Genomic DNA, 16,408 nt, shown 5'->3' with positions numbered 1-16,408 from the left:
CGCCGAGGCCGCTCCGCCTCAGGCTTCCGCCCGCGCAGCCATCAGCGCGGCGAAGATGCTGGCCACCGTGAGGTCGGCGCTGGTGCCGGGGTTGAGCCCGCGGGCCTTGAGAGAGGCATCGAAGGCGAGGAGCGCGTCGTGGCGTTCTGCCGGTGACAGGCTGGCGAGCCTGTCGCGCAGGGCCGCCGCCTCCATCCGCACGGCTTCCGCCTGCTCCGGCCCGAACTTGCGGGCGATGTGGCTGTCCGGAAGTGTCGCCAGGAAGGCGAGGTAGGCGTCCTCAATGCGCTGACGCTCCAGCGGGTCGCCGGCAAGCACGGGAACGCCGAGGGCGAAGAGGTCGGCATATCCGGTCACATACTGGCGGGCGATGGCGTCGCGATCTGCGGCGAGCGCCATGGCTTGCTTGAGCGTGACGCTGGCCGGAGCACGCACATCCGCCTCTTTCGATGAGCCGAGGCCACCGGGCGAGGCGGCGGCGATGGCGCGGAAGGTCGCCGCCGCGTCGGAAAGATCCAGGCCATCCAGAACGACTACGAGGCGTTCCCGGAGCGGGCCGCCGCCTTCGGCCGCCATCGCCAGGGGCGCGCAAAGCAGGATGATGCCGAGATTGGTGTTGCAGCCGGCAACCGCGAGGGAGGCCTCCACCGCCGCCAGCACCCGCGCCCCGACGCGCAGGGCCGGATCAGCCACGGCCGGCGCTGCGGCAGCCGCCGCGGCCTCGAACTGTGCGGTTTCCATGCCGTGCCCGGCCGCAAAGACATGCACGTTGCCGGGCTTCAGCGCCGACAGCTCGGCAAGGCAGGCGGCGCGGAAGGCTTCCGCCACCTCGGCCGGCGCAAGAGCCCTCATGCGGTGACGGGGATGGCGCTCACGGGGCGGGTTCCATCACCGCGCCGAGGCCGAAGTCGCGCAGCAGGGCCTGCGTGCGCTCGCGCATCCGCGCCTCGGCGACTTCCGGCGTGGGGCCGGTGGCGCGCACGGTGCAGAGCGGGGCCCCCTTCAGCACCGAGGCGCCTGCCGGCGGACGATCGGCCACGAATTCGGGCCACGCATCCTGCGGCACCACCATGTCGTGCGCCGCATAGATGACGCCGGCGGCGTGCGCTTGCGCGGGCACGGGCAGCACTTCCGGCAGCTTTCCGCCGCAGGCCGCGAGGTGCAGGCCGAGAAGGGGCGGGAGGGGATCGGTGTCGAAGATGTCGAGGGTCGCGCCGGGGCGGGGGTTCACCTCCACCAGGAACCAGCTGTCGTCGTTCACCACGAAGTCGAGCGAGACGAGCCCCACCAGGCCGCAGGCGAGGGTGATGCTGAGCGCCCCCTTCAACATCTCGGCGGCGAACGCTTCAGGCAGGGCCACAGGCCCGGTGGCACCGCCATAGCGGAAGGGATGCTCCTCGTCCTGCGAGCGCCATTGCCGGGAGGCACCGACGATCCGCGCTGCGCTGCCGTTGGACAGCAGCAGCAGCGAGAGGGACTGGCCCTCCACCTCGCGCTGGAGATAGTGGCCCGGCGCAGGCGGGGAGAGGTCGCCGGGGGCCCTGCGGCTGATATGGGCGCCGCCGGCGCCGCCGATCTTCTTCTCCAGCACCGGCGCGCCGCCGAAGGTCTCGGCGGTGGGCGCTTCGAGCGTCACGGCCGGGAAGGGGACGCCGAGATGGGCCGCGAGGGCGGCAAGGGCGATGGGGTCCTTCAGCACGCGCACGATGGCCGGCGCGTTGCCGAGGATGGGGTTGCGCTCGGCGATGCGGGTCATGAGGGCGGTGTCGTCCTCAAGCCCGCCACCCAGCACCACGGGAAGGCCGGTGGGCGCGAGGGAGTGGAGCGCCTGGATCAGGTCATCCCCGTCGAAGGCACAGCCGTTCTTCTTGTGCACGCGCACGCAGCGCGCGGTGTGGGCGCAGGTATCCAGATCGGCGAACAGGTCGAACGAGAGTGCCGCGAAGCCGGCGCGGGCGGCGCTGGCCGCCAGCGGCCGGGCGGAAATGGCAATGAGAGCAATATCCATCTGGATCCCAGCCTGTTGGTTCGGAGCCCACTTGCGGGGCCTTTTATGCGGCGCGGCCTGTGCGGTGACGCGCCTTCCTCCCGTCCTGTCCGGTGCCGCGCCGGAGGTGCTCAGAGAGCGATGATGTCCGCGCCCTGATTGTTTCCTCGCACGCAATCGAATGACAGGTTTGTGAACGATGCGAAGCGGCGGCGCAAGGTGGCCGCCAGCCGCGCCGCTCTCTCCTCGCCATCGACGATGGCGAATCCGGTCGGCCCCCACGAGCTTTGGCCGACGCCGGGAATGCCTTCGGCCTCGATTGCGGCGATGGCTTCCGCAACCTGCGGGCTCAGGAAGCGCCCGCCGCCCTGCGCCGCGGCATAATGATCGCCGAGCACGCGCTGCCAGTGGCCGATGACACTGCCGAAGCCGTCCGCATCCGCAGCGGCCAGCGCCGGAAGCGCCTGAAGCAGCATGCGGTGGCACAGATGGGCCGCCTGTTCCGCCGGAAAGGGCGGCAAGGTGGCCATGGCCGCCGTCTCCTGCGGGCCGCTCAAGCCTTCGCGGGCGGCGTCGAACACCAGCAGGATGCGCCAGCTCTCCGGCACCGGGAATCGCGAAAGCAAAGGCGGCGGCGCGCTGGCCTCTGGGCCGGCGAGCGCCTTGCCACCGTCGAGGATCACCCCGCCGGCCGCGAACGCCTCCATGCCGATGGCCGAGCGCCGGCCGCGCCCGAGCACGGTGGCCACCGCCCGGGGCGACAGATCGTGCCCGGAGAGGCGCGCCACCGCGACGCCCACCGCCAACGCAAGCTGGGTGCCGGAACCGAGTCCGCCATGGGCCGGCAAAGCGGCGTCCACGTCGATGGCGAAACGCCCGTCTATGCCGAGCTTGTCGCGCACCAGATCCCGCGCGCGGGCGGCGCGGTCGCTGTCCGGTCCTTCGGCGGCGTCGGTGGTGCTGCGGCGGACGGTCACCTCGGTGGCCGGTCGCTCCAGCGCGATGCCGAGAGAGCCGAAGCGGCGGCCGAGCGATCCGCCGAGATCGAGGAAGCCGAGATGCAGCCGCGCCGGCGCGCGCACCTTCACCCCGGCCGCATTGCGCAGATCCACGCGGCGGCTCAGCCGGCGAGGGCGGCGCGCAGCCGCTCCGCATGGGCGGCCAGCACGTCGGGCTTCTCCATCTCGCTCGCGGGCGGCTTCATGGGCACACCCGAATGGCGCGGGATGACGTGGACATGGAGGTGGAACACCACCTGCCCGCCGGCCTCCTCGTTGAACTGCTGGATGGTGATTCCATCCGCCCCGAAGGCCTTCATGCCGGCGATGGCCACCTTCTTGGCGATGGTCGCCACATAGGCGAGATCCTCGGGCGCGATGTCGAGGATGTTGCGGGCCGGCGCCTTGGGGATCACCAGCGTGTGGCCGGGGCAGCGCGGCATGATGTCGAGGAAGGCGAAGGCCTTGTCGTCCTCATAGACCTTGTGCGCCGGCAGCTCGCCGCGAAGGATGCGGGCGAAGATGTTCTGCGGATCGTAAGCCGGCGTTGCGGTCATGCGCATGTCTCCCTGTTGGGGGAGGAGATTGCAGGGCGCGGGCGGGGGGTCAAGCCCGCACCCGCGTGCAGCGGATGACCTCAGCCGAACCGGCCGGTGACGTAGTCCTGCGTCCGCCGGTCGCGCGGGTGGGTGAAGAGGTCCTGCGTCGGCCCGAACTCCACCATCTCGCCGAGATACATGAAGCCGGTGAAATCGGAGATGCGCGCGGCCTGCTGGAGATTGTGGGTGACAATGACGAATGTGTAGTGCGCCTTCAGCTCCTCGATGGTCTCCTCGATCCGCGCCGTAGTGATGGGGTCGAGGGCCGAGCAGGGCTCGTCGAGCAGGATCACCTCGGGCTTGAGGGCGATGGTGCGGGCGATGCACAGCCGCTGCTGCTGGCCGCCGGAGAGGCTGAGGCCGCTCTGGGGCAGGATGTCCTTCACCTCGTCCCACAGGGCCGCCTTGCGCAGGGCCTCCTCGACCCGCAGATCGAGATCGGCCGGCTTCAGTTCCTCGTTGATGCGCAGGCCAATGGCCACGTTGTCGTAGATGGACATGGGGAACGGCGTCGGTTTCTGGTACACCATGCCGATGCGCGCCCTGACGCGCGCAGGGTCCATGGCGTCGCCGAGAATGCTCACGCCGTCGAGCAGAACGTCGCCCTCCACCCTCTGGTCCGGGTAGAGCTCGAACATGCGGTTGAAGATGCGCAGCAGCGTCGATTTTCCGCAGCCCGACGGCCCGATGAAGGCGGTGACGCAGTTGGCGCGCAGGTCGACCGAGATGTCCCTGAGGGCGATCGCGTCGCCATAATAGAAGCTCACATGGCGGACGGAGAGCTTGACCGGGGGCAGGGTGGCCTGCCGGCTGGCGAAGACCGTCGGCGCGGGCAGGCCGGCATGGGCCGCGCCATCGGCTGGAGGCGACGACGGGGTGTGGATGGACATCGCGGCCGATCCTCGGCTGGGGCTGATGTCTCCTGCCTAGACGGTCTGCGGGTCTGTGTCCTTGCGCTAGCGCATGGGGCGCGGGCGACGCCCGAAAAAATCAAGCGTTGGCGCGGCTTTGCGTTCGGCCCGGCGCGGGCTCCGTCCTGCGCCGGCTCATCTTCTGCTCAGGGGCAGCTGAGTCAGTTCTGTCCCTGGCTCTGGGCCTGCGCCAGCTTCTGCGGCGCGCGGCCGTCGAGGGCGCTGATGCGCTCCTCCACGTCGAGGCCGGTGCTGCGCAGCGCCTGCACGCCCACGGCATCGAGGCCCACGGCGAGGCGGACATAGTTCTCCGTGCCGCAGATGTTGCGGCCGGCATCGAACGAGACCCAGCCGATCTTGGGCACATGGGCCTCGGCCCAGTGGCGTGCCTCGCCCTCGCCTTCCTCGCCGGTCTCCGGCGCGACATAGCCGGAGATGTGGCGCGCCGGCAGGCCGAGATGGCGGGCGGCGGCGGTGAAGACATGGGCGATGCTGCCGGCGCAGGCGATGCCCGCCTTCACGGCCTCGGCCGCGCTCAGGGGATCGCCCAGCGTCGGGCCTTCCTGCTCTTCCACGCTCTTATGGACCTTGACCATGAGGGCGTGGAGCTGGGCCAGCGGGTCGTCCTTGGGCGCTTCGATGGCGTCGGCGAGGGCGGCCACGGCCGGATCAACTTCCGTGAGGTCTGTCTGACGCAGGAACAGGGAGGGCGGGAAGCGCTCCACCGTGCCGCGCACGATGCCGGTCGTATCCTGCGTCTCGATCTCGCCCTCGGCGCAAACGGTCAGTTGGTCGGCCGGCCCGTCCACGGAGAAGGTGTGGCAGAGGTTGCCGAACGCATCCTCCTGCGGGTGGAGGCGGCAGTCGGAATTGAGATCCAGCGCCCAGCGCAGGATGAACTGGCCCTCATGGGCGCGCGGGGTCAGGCGCACGGTCACGGCCATGTTGCGGGTGCCGGGCTCGAAGCGCTGGGTGATCTCGTGGCGGATGCGGATGCGCATTGCGGGAGTCCCTGGTGACGATGCGGCGCGCGCGCCGCGACTGACAGTCCCCCGGCGCGAGCCGGCCGCGCCGACGGGGAAGCTGATGGGGCCGCGATCGGCCCCGGACTCAGGTCAGATACTGCTCGGTGATCTCGGCGCCGAGCTTGTTGTTGTCTGAGATGAACTCGGAAATGAACTCGTGCAGGCCGGTCTGGAAGATGTCGTCGATGGACTTGTTGGTGAGCCGGGCCAGCATGGCACGCGCCTGCCGCTGGGACGGACCCTGCCGACCATAGACCGAGGCGATGTCGTCCAGATTGCGGGCGAGGCTGTCGTAGCAGGCCGCCAGCGAACGCGGCATCTGCCGGTTCAGGATGAGCAGGTCCGCCACCAGCCACGGTTTCACGCTGTCGCGATAGACCCAGTGGAAGGCGGTGAGCGCCGAGACCGAGCGCAGGATGGAGGCCCACTGGAAATAGTCGAGTGGGCCGCCGATGTGCTCCTTCTCCGGCAGCAGCACGTGATACTTCACGTCCAGGATGCGGGCGGTGTTGTCGGCCCGCTCCAGCTGGGCGCCGGAGCGGGCGAACCAGTAGCCGTCATTGCGCAGCATGGTGCGGAAGGTCGCCCCGTCGAAGCGCAGCGAGGTCTCCTTCACGAAGGCGAGGAAACGCGAGAGCTCGTCGCGCGTCAGCGCGCGGTTGGGGAAATTGCGCAGCTCGATCCAGGCGGAATTGATGACATCCCACATCTCCGAGGTCAGCGCCGTGCGCACCGAACGGGCGTTGGTGCGGGCCACCTCGAAGCAGTTGCGGATGGAGGAGGGGTTCTCCGACTCGAAGGCGAGGAACGACACCACGTTCTCCTCCTTCGCCTCCTCCAGCGGACCATAGCGCGCAACGAACTCGTCGGCGCAGCCGGCGGTGAGCACGGCCGAACTCCACTCATTGGTGGAGCCGCCGTAGGTCACGGGCGTGTAGGCGAGGCGCTGGGAGACGTCGAGGATGCGGGCCAGGCAGTCGGCGCGTTCGACGTAGCGGGTCAGCCAGTAGAGGTTGTCGGCGGTGCGGGAAAGCATGGGGAGCCCGTTGCGGAAGGAGAGGGTGCGCGGCGCGGTTCAGCCGCGCTCAGGCGTCCTGCACCCGGATGGCGTCGCGCCTCCGGGGGCGGTTCAGGCGGGGGAACCGGGCGGGGCCCCGGCTCCGGCAGTGGCACGGGCCGGGATGCCCGTGCGCGGGGAGAAACCTGCACGAACGATAGCGCCCATGCGTGGAAAAGCGAAAGCGTGAACGCCCCTGCTCATGCATCCAGAACCCAGAGCATGAGCGCCGGCGCTCATGCGTCGAGCACCCAGAGCGTGAGCGCTCGCGCTCATGCGTCGAGCACCCACGTGTCCTTGGTGCCGCCGCCCTGGCTGGAATTCACCACGAGGGAGCCCTCCTTCATGGCGACGCGGGTGAGGCCGCCGGGGACGATGCGCACCTTGTCGGAGCCGGAGAGGATGAACGGGCGCAGGTCCACATGGCGCGGGGCGATGCCCTTTTCCACCAGCGTCGGGCAGGTGGAGAGCGCCAGCGTCGGCTGGGCGATGAAGTTCGCCGGGTCTGCCTTGAGCTTGTCGCGGAACTTCTCGATCTGCGCCTTATCGGAGGCGGGGCCCACCAGCATGCCGTAGCCACCGGAGCCGTGCACTTCCTTCACCACCAGCTCGGGCAGGTGCTCCAGCACGTACTTCAGGTGGTCCGCCTCGCGGCAGCGCCAGGTCGGCACGTTGGGGAGCAGGGGCTCCTCGCCGAGGTAGAACTTGATGATGTCCGGCATGTAGGAATAGACGGCCTTGTCGTCGGCGACGCCCGTTCCCACAGCATTGGTCAGGGTGACGTTCCCGGCCTGGTAGGCGCTCATCAGCCCCGGCACGCCGAGCACGCTGTCGCGGCGGAAGGCGAGGGGATCGAGGAAGTCGTCGTCGAGGCGGCGGTAGATCACGTCCACCCGCTTCGGCCCTTCGGTGGTGCGCATGTAGACCACCGCATCCTTCACGAACAGGTCGCGACCCTCCACGAGGTCGACGCCCAGCTTGTCCGCGAGGAAGGAGTGCTCGTAATAGGCCGAATTGTGGATGCCGGGGGTGAGGATCACCACGTTCGGCTCATGGCCGCCATGGGGCGAGAGCGACCGCAGGGTGGCGAGCAGGTCGTCGGCGTAATTCTCCACCGGCGCGACGCGATGCATGGAGAACAGCTCGGGGAACAGCCGCAGCATGATCTCCCGGTTCTCCAGCATGTAGGAGACGCCGGACGGGGTGCGGGCGTTGTCTTCCAGCACATAGAACTTGTCGGGGTCCGTGCGGACGATGTCGATGCCGGCGATGTGGACATAGAGATCGTGCGGCACGCGCTGCCCGTTCATTTCCGGACGGAAGGCGGGGTTCTGGTAGACGAGGTTCTCAGGCACCACGCCGGCCTTCAGAATCTCCCGCTTCGAGTACACGTCCTTGATGTACATGTTCAGCGCCTTGACGCGCTGCTCGAGCCCACGGGACAGGCGGCTCCACTCGTCCTTGGTGAGGATGCGGGGCACGATGTCGAAAGGGATGAGGCGTTCCTGGGCGTTCTGCTCGCCATAGACGGCGAAGGTGATGCCGATTCGCCGGAAGATGAACTCGGCCTCCTTGCGCCGATGGTCCAGCACGTCCTGGGGCACTTCGGCGAGCCAGCGCTGGAGGGTCTCGTAGGCCGGCCTTACCCCGCCGTCGGTACTGGACATTTCATCGAACGCATGCGGCATTGGGATCGACACTCCACGCCCCGGGGAAGCTCCCCATGAACTTAACAAACATCGTGCCAAAGAAGTGCTAAACGGGAAAGCGGAGCGAATGCGCCGCTCACGCTTTAAATGTGCCTTGATTTTAGGCAAACAAACCCCGGCTGACGCCGGCAAGGGCAGGGATCTGAGACATGGTTGAGGCAGGCGACGCGCGATCGGTCACGGCTGCGCTGATCGTGATTGGCGACGAGGTTCTCTCCGGCCGGACCAAGGACAAGAACATCGGCCACGTCGCCGAGCGGCTGACCGACGTGGGCATCGACCTGCGGGAGGTCCGGGTGGTGGCGGACGTGGAGGAGGACATCGTGGCGGCGGTCAACGCGCTGCGTGCCCGCTTCGACTATGTCTTCACCACCGGCGGCATCGGCCCGACCCATGACGACATTACCGCCGATGCCATCGCCAAGGCCTTCGGGGTTTCCATCGACGTGGATCCGCGCGCCCGCGCCATGCTGCTCGAATATATCGCCGAGAAGGACCTGAACGAGGCGCGCCTGCGCATGGCGCGCATTCCCGCCGGCGCGAGCCTCGTGGTAAACGAGGTGTCCAAGGCGCCCGGCTTCCGCATCGGGAACGTCATCGTCATGGCCGGCGTGCCACGCATCATGCAGTCGATGCTGGAAGCGGTCCTGCCGGAACTGCGCAAGGGCCGGCCCATGCTCTCCCGCACCATCCTCGCCGAGGCGAAGGAGGGCGACATCGCCGCCCCGCTGCGAAAGATCGCCGAGACCTATCCCGACGCCATCATCGGCTCCTACCCGTTCCGCGACGAGGTGGACGGGCGCTACAAGACCAATCTCGTGGTGCGCGCCCGCGAGCCGGAGACGCTGGCCGCCGCCGGCGATGCAGTCGCCCGGATGGTCGAGGACAATGCGGGCGGCTGAGGCCGCCTAGTTTTCCTTCGCTATCTGGCCGAGCCAGACCTCGCGATACCATGTGGCGAAGCGGGCGACGCCCTCCTTCAGGGGGGTGCGCGGCGCGAAGTCCACCGCCTGCGCGAGGCTGGTCACGTCGGCGAAGGTGGCCTGCACGTCTCCGGCCTGCATGGGCTGGAAGTCCAGCTCCGCCTTGCGGCCCAAAGCCTCCTCGATATGGCCGATCAGCGCCATCAGCGGCTCGGGGCTGTGGTTGCCCACATTGTAGATGCGATAGGGCGCGTTCGAGGTGGCGGGGTCCGGGTCGGCCCCGGTCCAGGCGGGATCGGGCGTCGCCGGCTTGGGGAGCAGGGCGACCACGGCATCCACCACATCGTCGATGAAGGTGAAGTCCCGCTGCATGTCGCCGTTGTTGAACACCTTGATCGGCCGGCCGTGCCAGATGGCATCGGTGAACAGGAATACCGCCATGTCCGGCCGTCCCCACGGGCCGTAGACGGTGAAAAAGCGCAGCCCGCTGACCGGCATGCGGTAGAGGTGGGAATAAGCGTGGGCCATCAGCTCGTTCGCCTTCTTGGTGGCGGCGTAAAGGCTGATGGGGTGGTCCACCGTCTGCTCCACCCGGAAGGGCAAATCGGTGTTGGCGCCGTATACCGAGCTCGACGAGGCGTAGACGAGATGCGCGACGCCGCCATGGCGGCAGCCTTCCAGCACATTGCCGAAGCCCACGAGGTTCGAGTCGATGTAGGTCTCGGGATGTTCGATGGAGTAGCGCACGCCCGCCTGCGCCGCGAGATGGACCACATGGCTCGGCCGGTGGCGGGCGAAGACATCGGCGGTGGCGGCGCGGTCCGCCAAGGTCAGGCGCTCGAAGTTGAAGCCGGGGTGGCCCATCAGCCGGGCGAGCCGGGCCTCCTTGAGGCGCACATCGTAATAGGTGTTGAGATCGTCGATGCCGACGACTAGCTGCCCCATCGCAAGCAGCCGCTCGGCGACGGCGGCGCCGATGAAGCCGGCCGCGCCGGTGACGAAGATGGGGGCTTTGGTAAAGGTCAAGAACGGTCCCCGCTCAGATCGCGCCGGACGGCGGAAGCTTCGCCGGGGTCGCCCGCATTCTTAGATCAGCGCTCCCGCGGCATCAACGCGCCCGCAGGGGCAGGGGGCGTAGGGCTGGCGGCCGTGGGGGTGTGGCCGCCCATTTATAGCGACCCAGGAAGGAGAGGGCGGCACGAGTTCGGTGCGAGGAGCGCGCCGGGCTTCTCCGGCGTTTGGCCCTGCCCAAGAGCGGGTCAGGATGAGCGGGGCGGGGCGAACTGCTAGCGGGCTCTTGGCGCCTCGCATTCTCACCTCAGCTCACGCGGACCATGAAAACGATGTAGGCCACCGAGCAGCACAGCATGCCCCACAGGGCCAGAACGGATTCGGCTATCATTTTATCTGCCCCCCAGCAGTCGTTAGCGCGATTGTTGCGTTGCATTTACTCAAATGGCTGGGGAGGGGGCGATGAAAAATGATCCGACGTCTGCTTTGATCAAACGGTAGGGTTAATCAAATATTGCCGGGGATTTGCGATTACGTAGTGTGTCCGGCCGGGCTGAGCGGCAATGGCGGGGCCGGAGGACCAATTAGGTCAAGTTCCGCCACCGCTGGCAACGGCGCTTTTGCGGTGCTTCAACGGGCGAGCCGATTGATCGGGGTCGCAGGAGAGGCAAAGGCGCCGGGCAAACGATGCGCCTTTTCAGTCGCGCATCCGGAAGGCTCATCGCAAGGCAGGAGAGCGGGCCGAACACCCAGGCTCCCCCGGCAGCGCCTCAGTAGGCTTCCTTGCGCAGGACCTCGAGGAAGGTCTTCATGATAATCTTGATATCGATCCAGACCGACCAATTGTTGATGTACCAGAGGTCCATCTCGATCCGGCGCTCCATCTGCTCAAGCTCCGCAGTCTCGCCGCGGAAGCCCTGCACCTGGGCCCAGCCGGTGATGCCCGGCTTGACGTGGTGGCGGAACGCATAGCCGGAAATCAGCTTCGAATATTCGTCGTCATGGGCAATGGCATGGGGCCGCGGCCCCACGATGGACATCTGCCCAAACAGTACGTTCAGCACCTGCGGCAGCTCATCGAGGCTCGATGCGCGCAGGAAGCGGCCGACACGCGTGACGCGCTTGTCGTTGCGCTGCGCCTGCACCACCTTCGTCCCGTCCTCCATCACCGTCATGGAGCGGAACTTGTAGATGGTGAATTCACGGCCGCCGAAGCCGTTGCGGCGCTGGCGGAAGATCACCGGGCCGCGGCTGTCGAGCTTGATCGCGGTGGCGATGATGGCGAACAGGGGCAGCAAGAGGAGAACGGCGCAGCTGGCGACGGCAATGTCCAGAAGGCGCTTCTGCGCCAGCTCGAAGCGTGACAGCGGCGCGCGCTGGACCTCGATGGCGATGGACGAGCCGAAATCGACGCGCGGCGCGTCAAGCAACTCGCTGATGATCTCGTCCGGAAGAAGCTTTACCGGGAGCGGCACCGAGCGCAGCCGGGCGCGCACGGCATCGAGCCGATCCACGTCGCTCCACGGCATGGCGAGGACGATTTCCTCGACGCGGTGCTGCCGGGCGAACTGCAGCGCCGCCTTCAGCGCATCCTTGTCGGACGCAGAGAGCAGCTCCTTCGCAGAACCATCCGGCGTGGAGAGGCTGAAGCGCCGCACCTCGTTCAGGCCGAGGCGCACCAGCATGTGGGCAGGTACCACCTTGGCGAGTTCGCCCGCGTCGCCGACCAGAATGGTTGCGCGTCCCTTCACGGCGCCGCTCGCAATGGCCCGACGCAGCCAGACAGCCATCGCCCAACGGGCTGCCGGGAGAGCAAAGAAGCCGAGAACGGCAAAGGCCCCGGTGGAGACACGCGACGTGCTTCCCGCCACCTTGAGGCAGAAGATCACCGTTGCGACGACGAGGATGGCGAAGGTCCAGTTGACCATCGTCGCGCGCACTTCCTCGACCACACGCACCATGCGCCACGGCTTGTAGAGCCCGCGCGAGATGGTGGTGAGCACGAAGGCCACCGCCGCGAGAATGCCGATGCCAACGGGCTGCGTGACCTCGAACCCGCTGCTCAATTGTGCCGAGAAAAGGAAATCGACGAGGATGCTCAGTCCCAGAATAAGGACGACGTCGGCCACAACGAAGAGCGGCGGCATCGACGCGTAGTCGAGCGTAGGGGTGACCCCAGACCGATGCGCTTCGCTCGCCCGTTCAACCCGCATGTTGTCCGTGGAAAGCGACATTCGTCCCTCAGTCGGCAGATGGCTACCGCAAGGAGATGTGAAATTGTGAGGTGAACATAGCACTTCGGCAGGAGATCGACAAGTGAGTAAAGCTGGGCCAGAGGCCGTATACTCCGGTGTCATATCCCTGAAACAATCGGTTGCGGTAAGAATAGATCGAGAATACCTCCGAAAAATCTCAACTCAATGCCTATCCGGGTTGCATGGCGGCGAGTTGAATGCCGGATGAGGAAAGCGCGACGATAACTTTTTGCTCGTCGATATGGCCATTCGACTTGCGCGATGATGTCGCTCAAGTCGCGCGCTCAAGTTTTGGGCAATGCTGCGCTGCGGAATAAATTCCAAGTGCTTGGTCTGTCGGCGGAAGCCTCGTCTTTTGGCATTGACATACCGGCGGTGCTCCCTTTCGAAGCCCAAGGCGTGTCTCACGGCCAAGGCCGCGCCTTTCGCCCTCGAATCAAGAATTTAGATCATCCTACAGCGCTCCTTTTGACCCTCCGCAATCTTGCCCACTCGACTACCGCGATGCGTCAATCCGCCGCTGTACGGGCGGGTGACCTTCGCCCGGAAGCGGGGCTTTGGCGGTGAGAAAGACGCCACAACCCACTGAAAAATATGATGATACCGCATTACGGCACGCCGCGTTCGGGGTCGGGATGGCCGTCGATGCGCATCTGGAACACGAAGTAGGTGGGCGAGCAGTATCCGGTGTCCTTGGCCACAGCGGCGGCACCGGCCAGATTCGACGGAAGGGCCTGGCACATGAAGTCCTCCCGGCAGAATCGGCCTTCGCCGCATGCCGGGCGATTGCCACGGGCGACGCTGGCGCTCATGCATTTTGCGAAATTATCTGTTGCAACGCACAAATCAAACGCCTTCCCGCCCACGAAGGCGCAGATCTCCGGCGGGCGCTGATCGCCTGAGGCGCCCTTGCCGGCGAAGGCGCGCTCCGCCTCTGTGCATTGGCGGTATGCCGAGCCCCCCGGAACGCCGAGCTTGGCGGGGCGGCATGTGTAGGAAGACGGCGAAGCCGATGGGGCAGGGCTGTTGATCTGCCGTACGATCCGAAACCGGTCGAGATAAGGCGCCACGCCGGGCACCAGTTCGCCCGAAAGGCAGGCCATGCCGGAAACGATTCCGGCGGCGCGTTTTGGCATGCATTGTCCGGTCCCCACGGGCAGGCGCGGGTTGTGGGCGATCGCTTCGCAGGCGAATCCTTCGCCGCATCGCCAGCTCATGCGTAAGGCCGTCTCTCCCTGGGGGAGGAGGCAGGCCATGGTCGCCGCCGCGGCCCCGGGCGCAGGCAGTCCCGGGCGTGACCAGTCGGCCGGCGGTGTCATGGACAGTGGGCGGAAGGTTTCCGGCGTACGACCCTCTGCAAGGGCGGAAAGGTAGGCCCGGCGCCTGGCATCGTCAGCATGAAGGTGCGGGGAGACCGGCACCTTGACCACGTTGAAAGGCGATGTGCCGGGCTCATCGAAGCCGATGAGATGGAAGCCCGCTGTCGCTGCGCCCTGATGGCAACCGGTGCAGGTATTGTCGTCGAGCCGCGCGATCAGTCCTGCAGGGGAGGCCACATAGCTGAGCTGCTCATACGCAAGGCCGGCGAAATCCGAGGACGTGAACAGGCTGGCGAACGGGTGGTTCGCCGTGCGCGCGCTGCCGAAGGTGGAGAAGGAGAGCGCCTTTTCGGCGAGGAAGGCGTCCGGAAGCTGATAGACGCCGCGATCGATCTCCGGCAGATGGCTGCGCACATAGTCGACGAGCCGGGCCTTCAGCGCTGCATCCTTGGACAGTCGCGCCACGTCTGGCGTGTTCTCAAGCGGCTTAGGCACCAGATGGTCACCTTCGATGCGGAAGACGCGCATCAGATAGATGGCCTGGCCGCCCAGTTCCGTCTCCATGCCGGAGGGCAGACGCACCACCTGCGCATTCACCTCGATCTGCCGCAGGGAAAGGCCGCGAAGCGGGCCGGCGGCGAGCCACTCCGCCATTTCCGCGGACCCGGAAAGCGCGGGAGGCGGCGTCCAGATGCGGGCGAGGTCGGGGCACGCGCCATCCGGCCCACGAGGGCCGTCGAACACCGCATTGATGTTGACGGGCAGTCGCGATGCGTAGGTGGTGGCGCCCCTTTGGAACCGGTAGGCGAGGCGGTAGATGAGCCGGACCTCGCCGCACGACGGCTGATCGGTGAACCCGGTGAAATCCCGCCGGTCCGTCCGGTTGACCACGCCGATGAGCCTGAAGCTGGCGAGGGGCGAGGCGAGCCAGCGCAGGTCCATGATCCGGCCAACATTTTCGTCCGTGACCTCGTGCAGCGGCCGTCGGTTCGCAGCCATCTCGGCGCGCAGGGCCTTCACGTCATCGGCGATCCAGCGGGCAAGGTCGGCATAGATGGGGCTGGCCGATCGAAGCTCGGCCAGCGTGGCGGCGCGCGGGGCGCCGAGGAGGGCTGCGAATGCGAAGCCCCGGCCCTCCAGAGTGGTGAGGGTGGGCCGGTCGAGCACCATGCGCACCAGGTCCTGACCAGCTTCGGCTCCTTTGAGCGGGATGACGGCCGCCGCGCACATCAGGACGGCAAGCCCTCCCGCTATCGCGGCCCGGAAGGCGCGGCATGCGCGCGACGTGAACGCCTGCAGGACGTTTCGGCCGAAGATCGGCGCTTCCCGCAGCTCACGTGATGCCACCGGCTCCTCCTCCCTGGACGCGGGGCTCGAACCTCTGCCTTGCAGCATCCGCATGCCCGTCCCGTCCTCAAGGCGCTATATGACGTCTACCCATCGGATTTTCCTCATGAATGCCCCAGCAGGCATCGCCCTGCAAATCAGCTCCACGTTCTTCTTCGCCATCATGTCCGCGCTCGTGCGCTTCGTGGCAGACGATGTGCCGAGCGGAGAGGTCGTGTTCGCGCGCAGCGCCTTCGGCCTCATCCCGCTGGTGATCTGGCTGCTGTGGAAGCGGCGGATGACCAGCGCGCTCGTGACGCGCCAGCCGCTCGGCCATGTGGTGCGCGGGCTGGTAGGCGTGAGCGCCATGTGGCTCAGCTTCGCAGCGCTTGCCTTCATCCCGCTCGCCGAGGCCGTTGCCTTTACCTACGTGACGCCGCTGGTCGCCGTGCTTCTCGCCGCCGTTCTTCTGGGAGAGCGCGTCCCTGCCTATCGCTGGGCGGTGCTTGGTGTCGGCTTTGCCGGCATCCTCCTCATGCTGTGGCCTTCCTTTACCCATGCCTCGCTGGGGAGTGGGCCGGGGCCGCTGATCGGGGCGGCCATGGCCCTGGTCGGGGCCGTGATCGCCGGGCTCGCGGTCACCCAGGTCCGGCACCTGACGCGGACGGAGACCAGCGAAGCGATCGTCTTCTACTTCTCCATCGTGGCGTCTCTCGCGGGTCTCGCGACCTTGCCGCTGGGATGGGTTGTTCCGGATCTGCGCACCAGTCTCGTTCTCATTGCGACAGGCATCGCCGGAGGACTTGGCCAGATCCTGATGACAACGGCCACGCGCTATGCGCCGGCCTCGGTCGTGGCACCTCTGAACTATGCGACCTTGATCTGGGCCACCCTGTTCGGGGTGCTCGCCTTCGGGGAATGGCCCGATTCTCTGGTGCTGATCGGGGCGGGAGCGGTCGTTTCAGCAGGTCTTGTGCTGGTGTGGCGAGAGCGCCACGGCCTGAGAGCTTCGACCCTGCCGCAGACAGGGCCGTCCGGTGAGGCTGCCAAGCTTGTGGCCGTTATATCTCAACGTATTAGAGTGGACGATCCGGTCGTGGCCCGCCCTGAAGATTGCGCTGAGGAAGATGAAGGCGGCAAGGAACTTCCGGTTCGCCGAGCAAGTTCTGGGTAGCAAGGTAGGTCGGTTCTGGTCAAAGTCCAGTAGACGTGCCGTCCGGCGTGCATCGGGCTTGCGGGATTGTTGCAGTGCCACAGGGCTTGTGGTAAACATGGCTCACCTAATCGG

The 16,408-nt window shown here is 67.0% G+C and carries 13 protein-coding genes; 2 read left to right on the top strand and 11 right to left on the bottom strand.

Features of this window, described 5'->3' with window-relative positions; genetic code table 11:
• Positions 1-18: 18 nt before the first annotated feature.
• The 8 genes from FHT36_RS19665 to FHT36_RS19630 form a co-directional block, all read right to left on the bottom strand.
• Positions 19-852 carry a triphosphoribosyl-dephospho-CoA synthase gene (locus tag FHT36_RS19665; RefSeq protein ID WP_169124183.1) on the bottom strand — a complete coding sequence of 278 codons (834 nt, stop codon included), beginning with the start codon at positions 850-852 and terminating at the stop codon, positions 19-21.
• A gap of 19 nt (positions 853-871) precedes the next feature.
• Entirely contained in the window at positions 872-2,008 is a 1,137-nt protein-coding gene (locus FHT36_RS19660) for an ATP-grasp domain-containing protein (RefSeq protein WP_169124182.1), read from the bottom strand.
• A 110-nt stretch (positions 2,009-2,118) separates the two neighbouring features.
• Entirely contained in the window at positions 2,119-3,099 is a 981-nt protein-coding gene (locus tag FHT36_RS19655; protein WP_348644521.1) for a beta-ribofuranosylaminobenzene 5'-phosphate synthase family protein, read from the bottom strand.
• Positions 3,100-3,107: 8 nt separating this feature from the next.
• Positions 3,108-3,542, bottom strand: coding sequence for an HIT family protein (locus FHT36_RS19650; protein ID WP_169124181.1), 435 nt, complete (start codon positions 3,540-3,542; stop codon positions 3,108-3,110).
• A gap of 80 nt (positions 3,543-3,622) precedes the next feature.
• Positions 3,623-4,474 carry a phosphate ABC transporter ATP-binding protein PstB gene (gene pstB, locus FHT36_RS19645; protein ID WP_169124180.1) on the bottom strand — a complete coding sequence of 284 codons (852 nt, stop codon included), beginning with the start codon at positions 4,472-4,474 and terminating at the stop codon, positions 3,623-3,625.
• Positions 4,475-4,656: 182 nt separating this feature from the next.
• Positions 4,657-5,496, bottom strand: a complete 840-nt coding sequence (locus tag FHT36_RS19640) for a transglutaminase family protein (RefSeq protein ID WP_169124179.1) — start codon at positions 5,494-5,496, stop codon at positions 4,657-4,659.
• A 109-nt stretch (positions 5,497-5,605) separates the two neighbouring features.
• Entirely contained in the window at positions 5,606-6,556 is a 951-nt protein-coding gene (locus tag FHT36_RS19635; RefSeq protein WP_024278738.1) for an alpha-E domain-containing protein, read from the bottom strand.
• Positions 6,557-6,849: 293 nt separating this feature from the next.
• Positions 6,850-8,265 (bottom strand): circularly permuted type 2 ATP-grasp protein, encoded by a 1,416-nt coding sequence (locus tag FHT36_RS19630; RefSeq protein WP_169124178.1) that lies wholly within the window; start codon positions 8,263-8,265, stop codon positions 6,850-6,852.
• Positions 8,266-8,435: 170 nt separating this feature from the next.
• Here FHT36_RS19630 and FHT36_RS19625 point away from each other — a divergent pair, with 170 nt between their 5' ends.
• Positions 8,436-9,188, top strand: coding sequence for a molybdopterin-binding protein (locus tag FHT36_RS19625; protein ID WP_169124177.1), 753 nt, complete (start codon positions 8,436-8,438; stop codon positions 9,186-9,188).
• A gap of 6 nt (positions 9,189-9,194) precedes the next feature.
• Here FHT36_RS19625 and FHT36_RS19620 read toward each other — a convergent pair whose 3' ends face one another.
• The 3 genes from FHT36_RS19620 to FHT36_RS19610 all read right to left on the bottom strand — a co-directional run bounded on the left by FHT36_RS19620 (position 9,195) and on the right by FHT36_RS19610 (position 15,195).
• The gene (locus FHT36_RS19620; RefSeq protein ID WP_169124176.1) at positions 9,195-10,235 is read right to left on the bottom strand and encodes an NAD-dependent epimerase; all 1,041 of its coding nucleotides are present in this window, start codon (positions 10,233-10,235) and stop codon (positions 9,195-9,197) included.
• A 755-nt stretch (positions 10,236-10,990) separates the two neighbouring features.
• The gene (locus tag FHT36_RS19615) at positions 10,991-12,454 is read right to left on the bottom strand and encodes an undecaprenyl-phosphate glucose phosphotransferase (protein WP_169124175.1); all 1,464 of its coding nucleotides are present in this window, start codon (positions 12,452-12,454) and stop codon (positions 10,991-10,993) included.
• A 629-nt stretch (positions 12,455-13,083) separates the two neighbouring features.
• Positions 13,084-15,195: a hypothetical protein gene (locus tag FHT36_RS19610; protein WP_169124174.1), complete on the bottom strand. Its 2,112-nt coding sequence runs from the start codon at positions 15,193-15,195 to the stop codon at positions 13,084-13,086.
• Positions 15,196-15,247: 52 nt separating this feature from the next.
• Between FHT36_RS19610 and FHT36_RS19605 the strand changes: the two genes are divergently transcribed.
• Complete coding sequence (locus FHT36_RS19605) at positions 15,248-16,294, top strand: DMT family transporter (RefSeq protein WP_246702333.1); 1,047 nt, start codon at positions 15,248-15,250, stop codon at positions 16,292-16,294.
• The last annotated feature ends 114 nt before the right edge of the window (positions 16,295-16,408 follow it).

Source organism: Xanthobacter sp. SG618 (genome assembly GCF_012932745.1).
In the GTDB taxonomy this organism is placed as follows: Bacteria; Pseudomonadota; Alphaproteobacteria; order Rhizobiales; family Xanthobacteraceae; genus Xanthobacter; species Xanthobacter flavus.
This window is presented reverse-complemented; position numbering and strand designations above follow the sequence as displayed.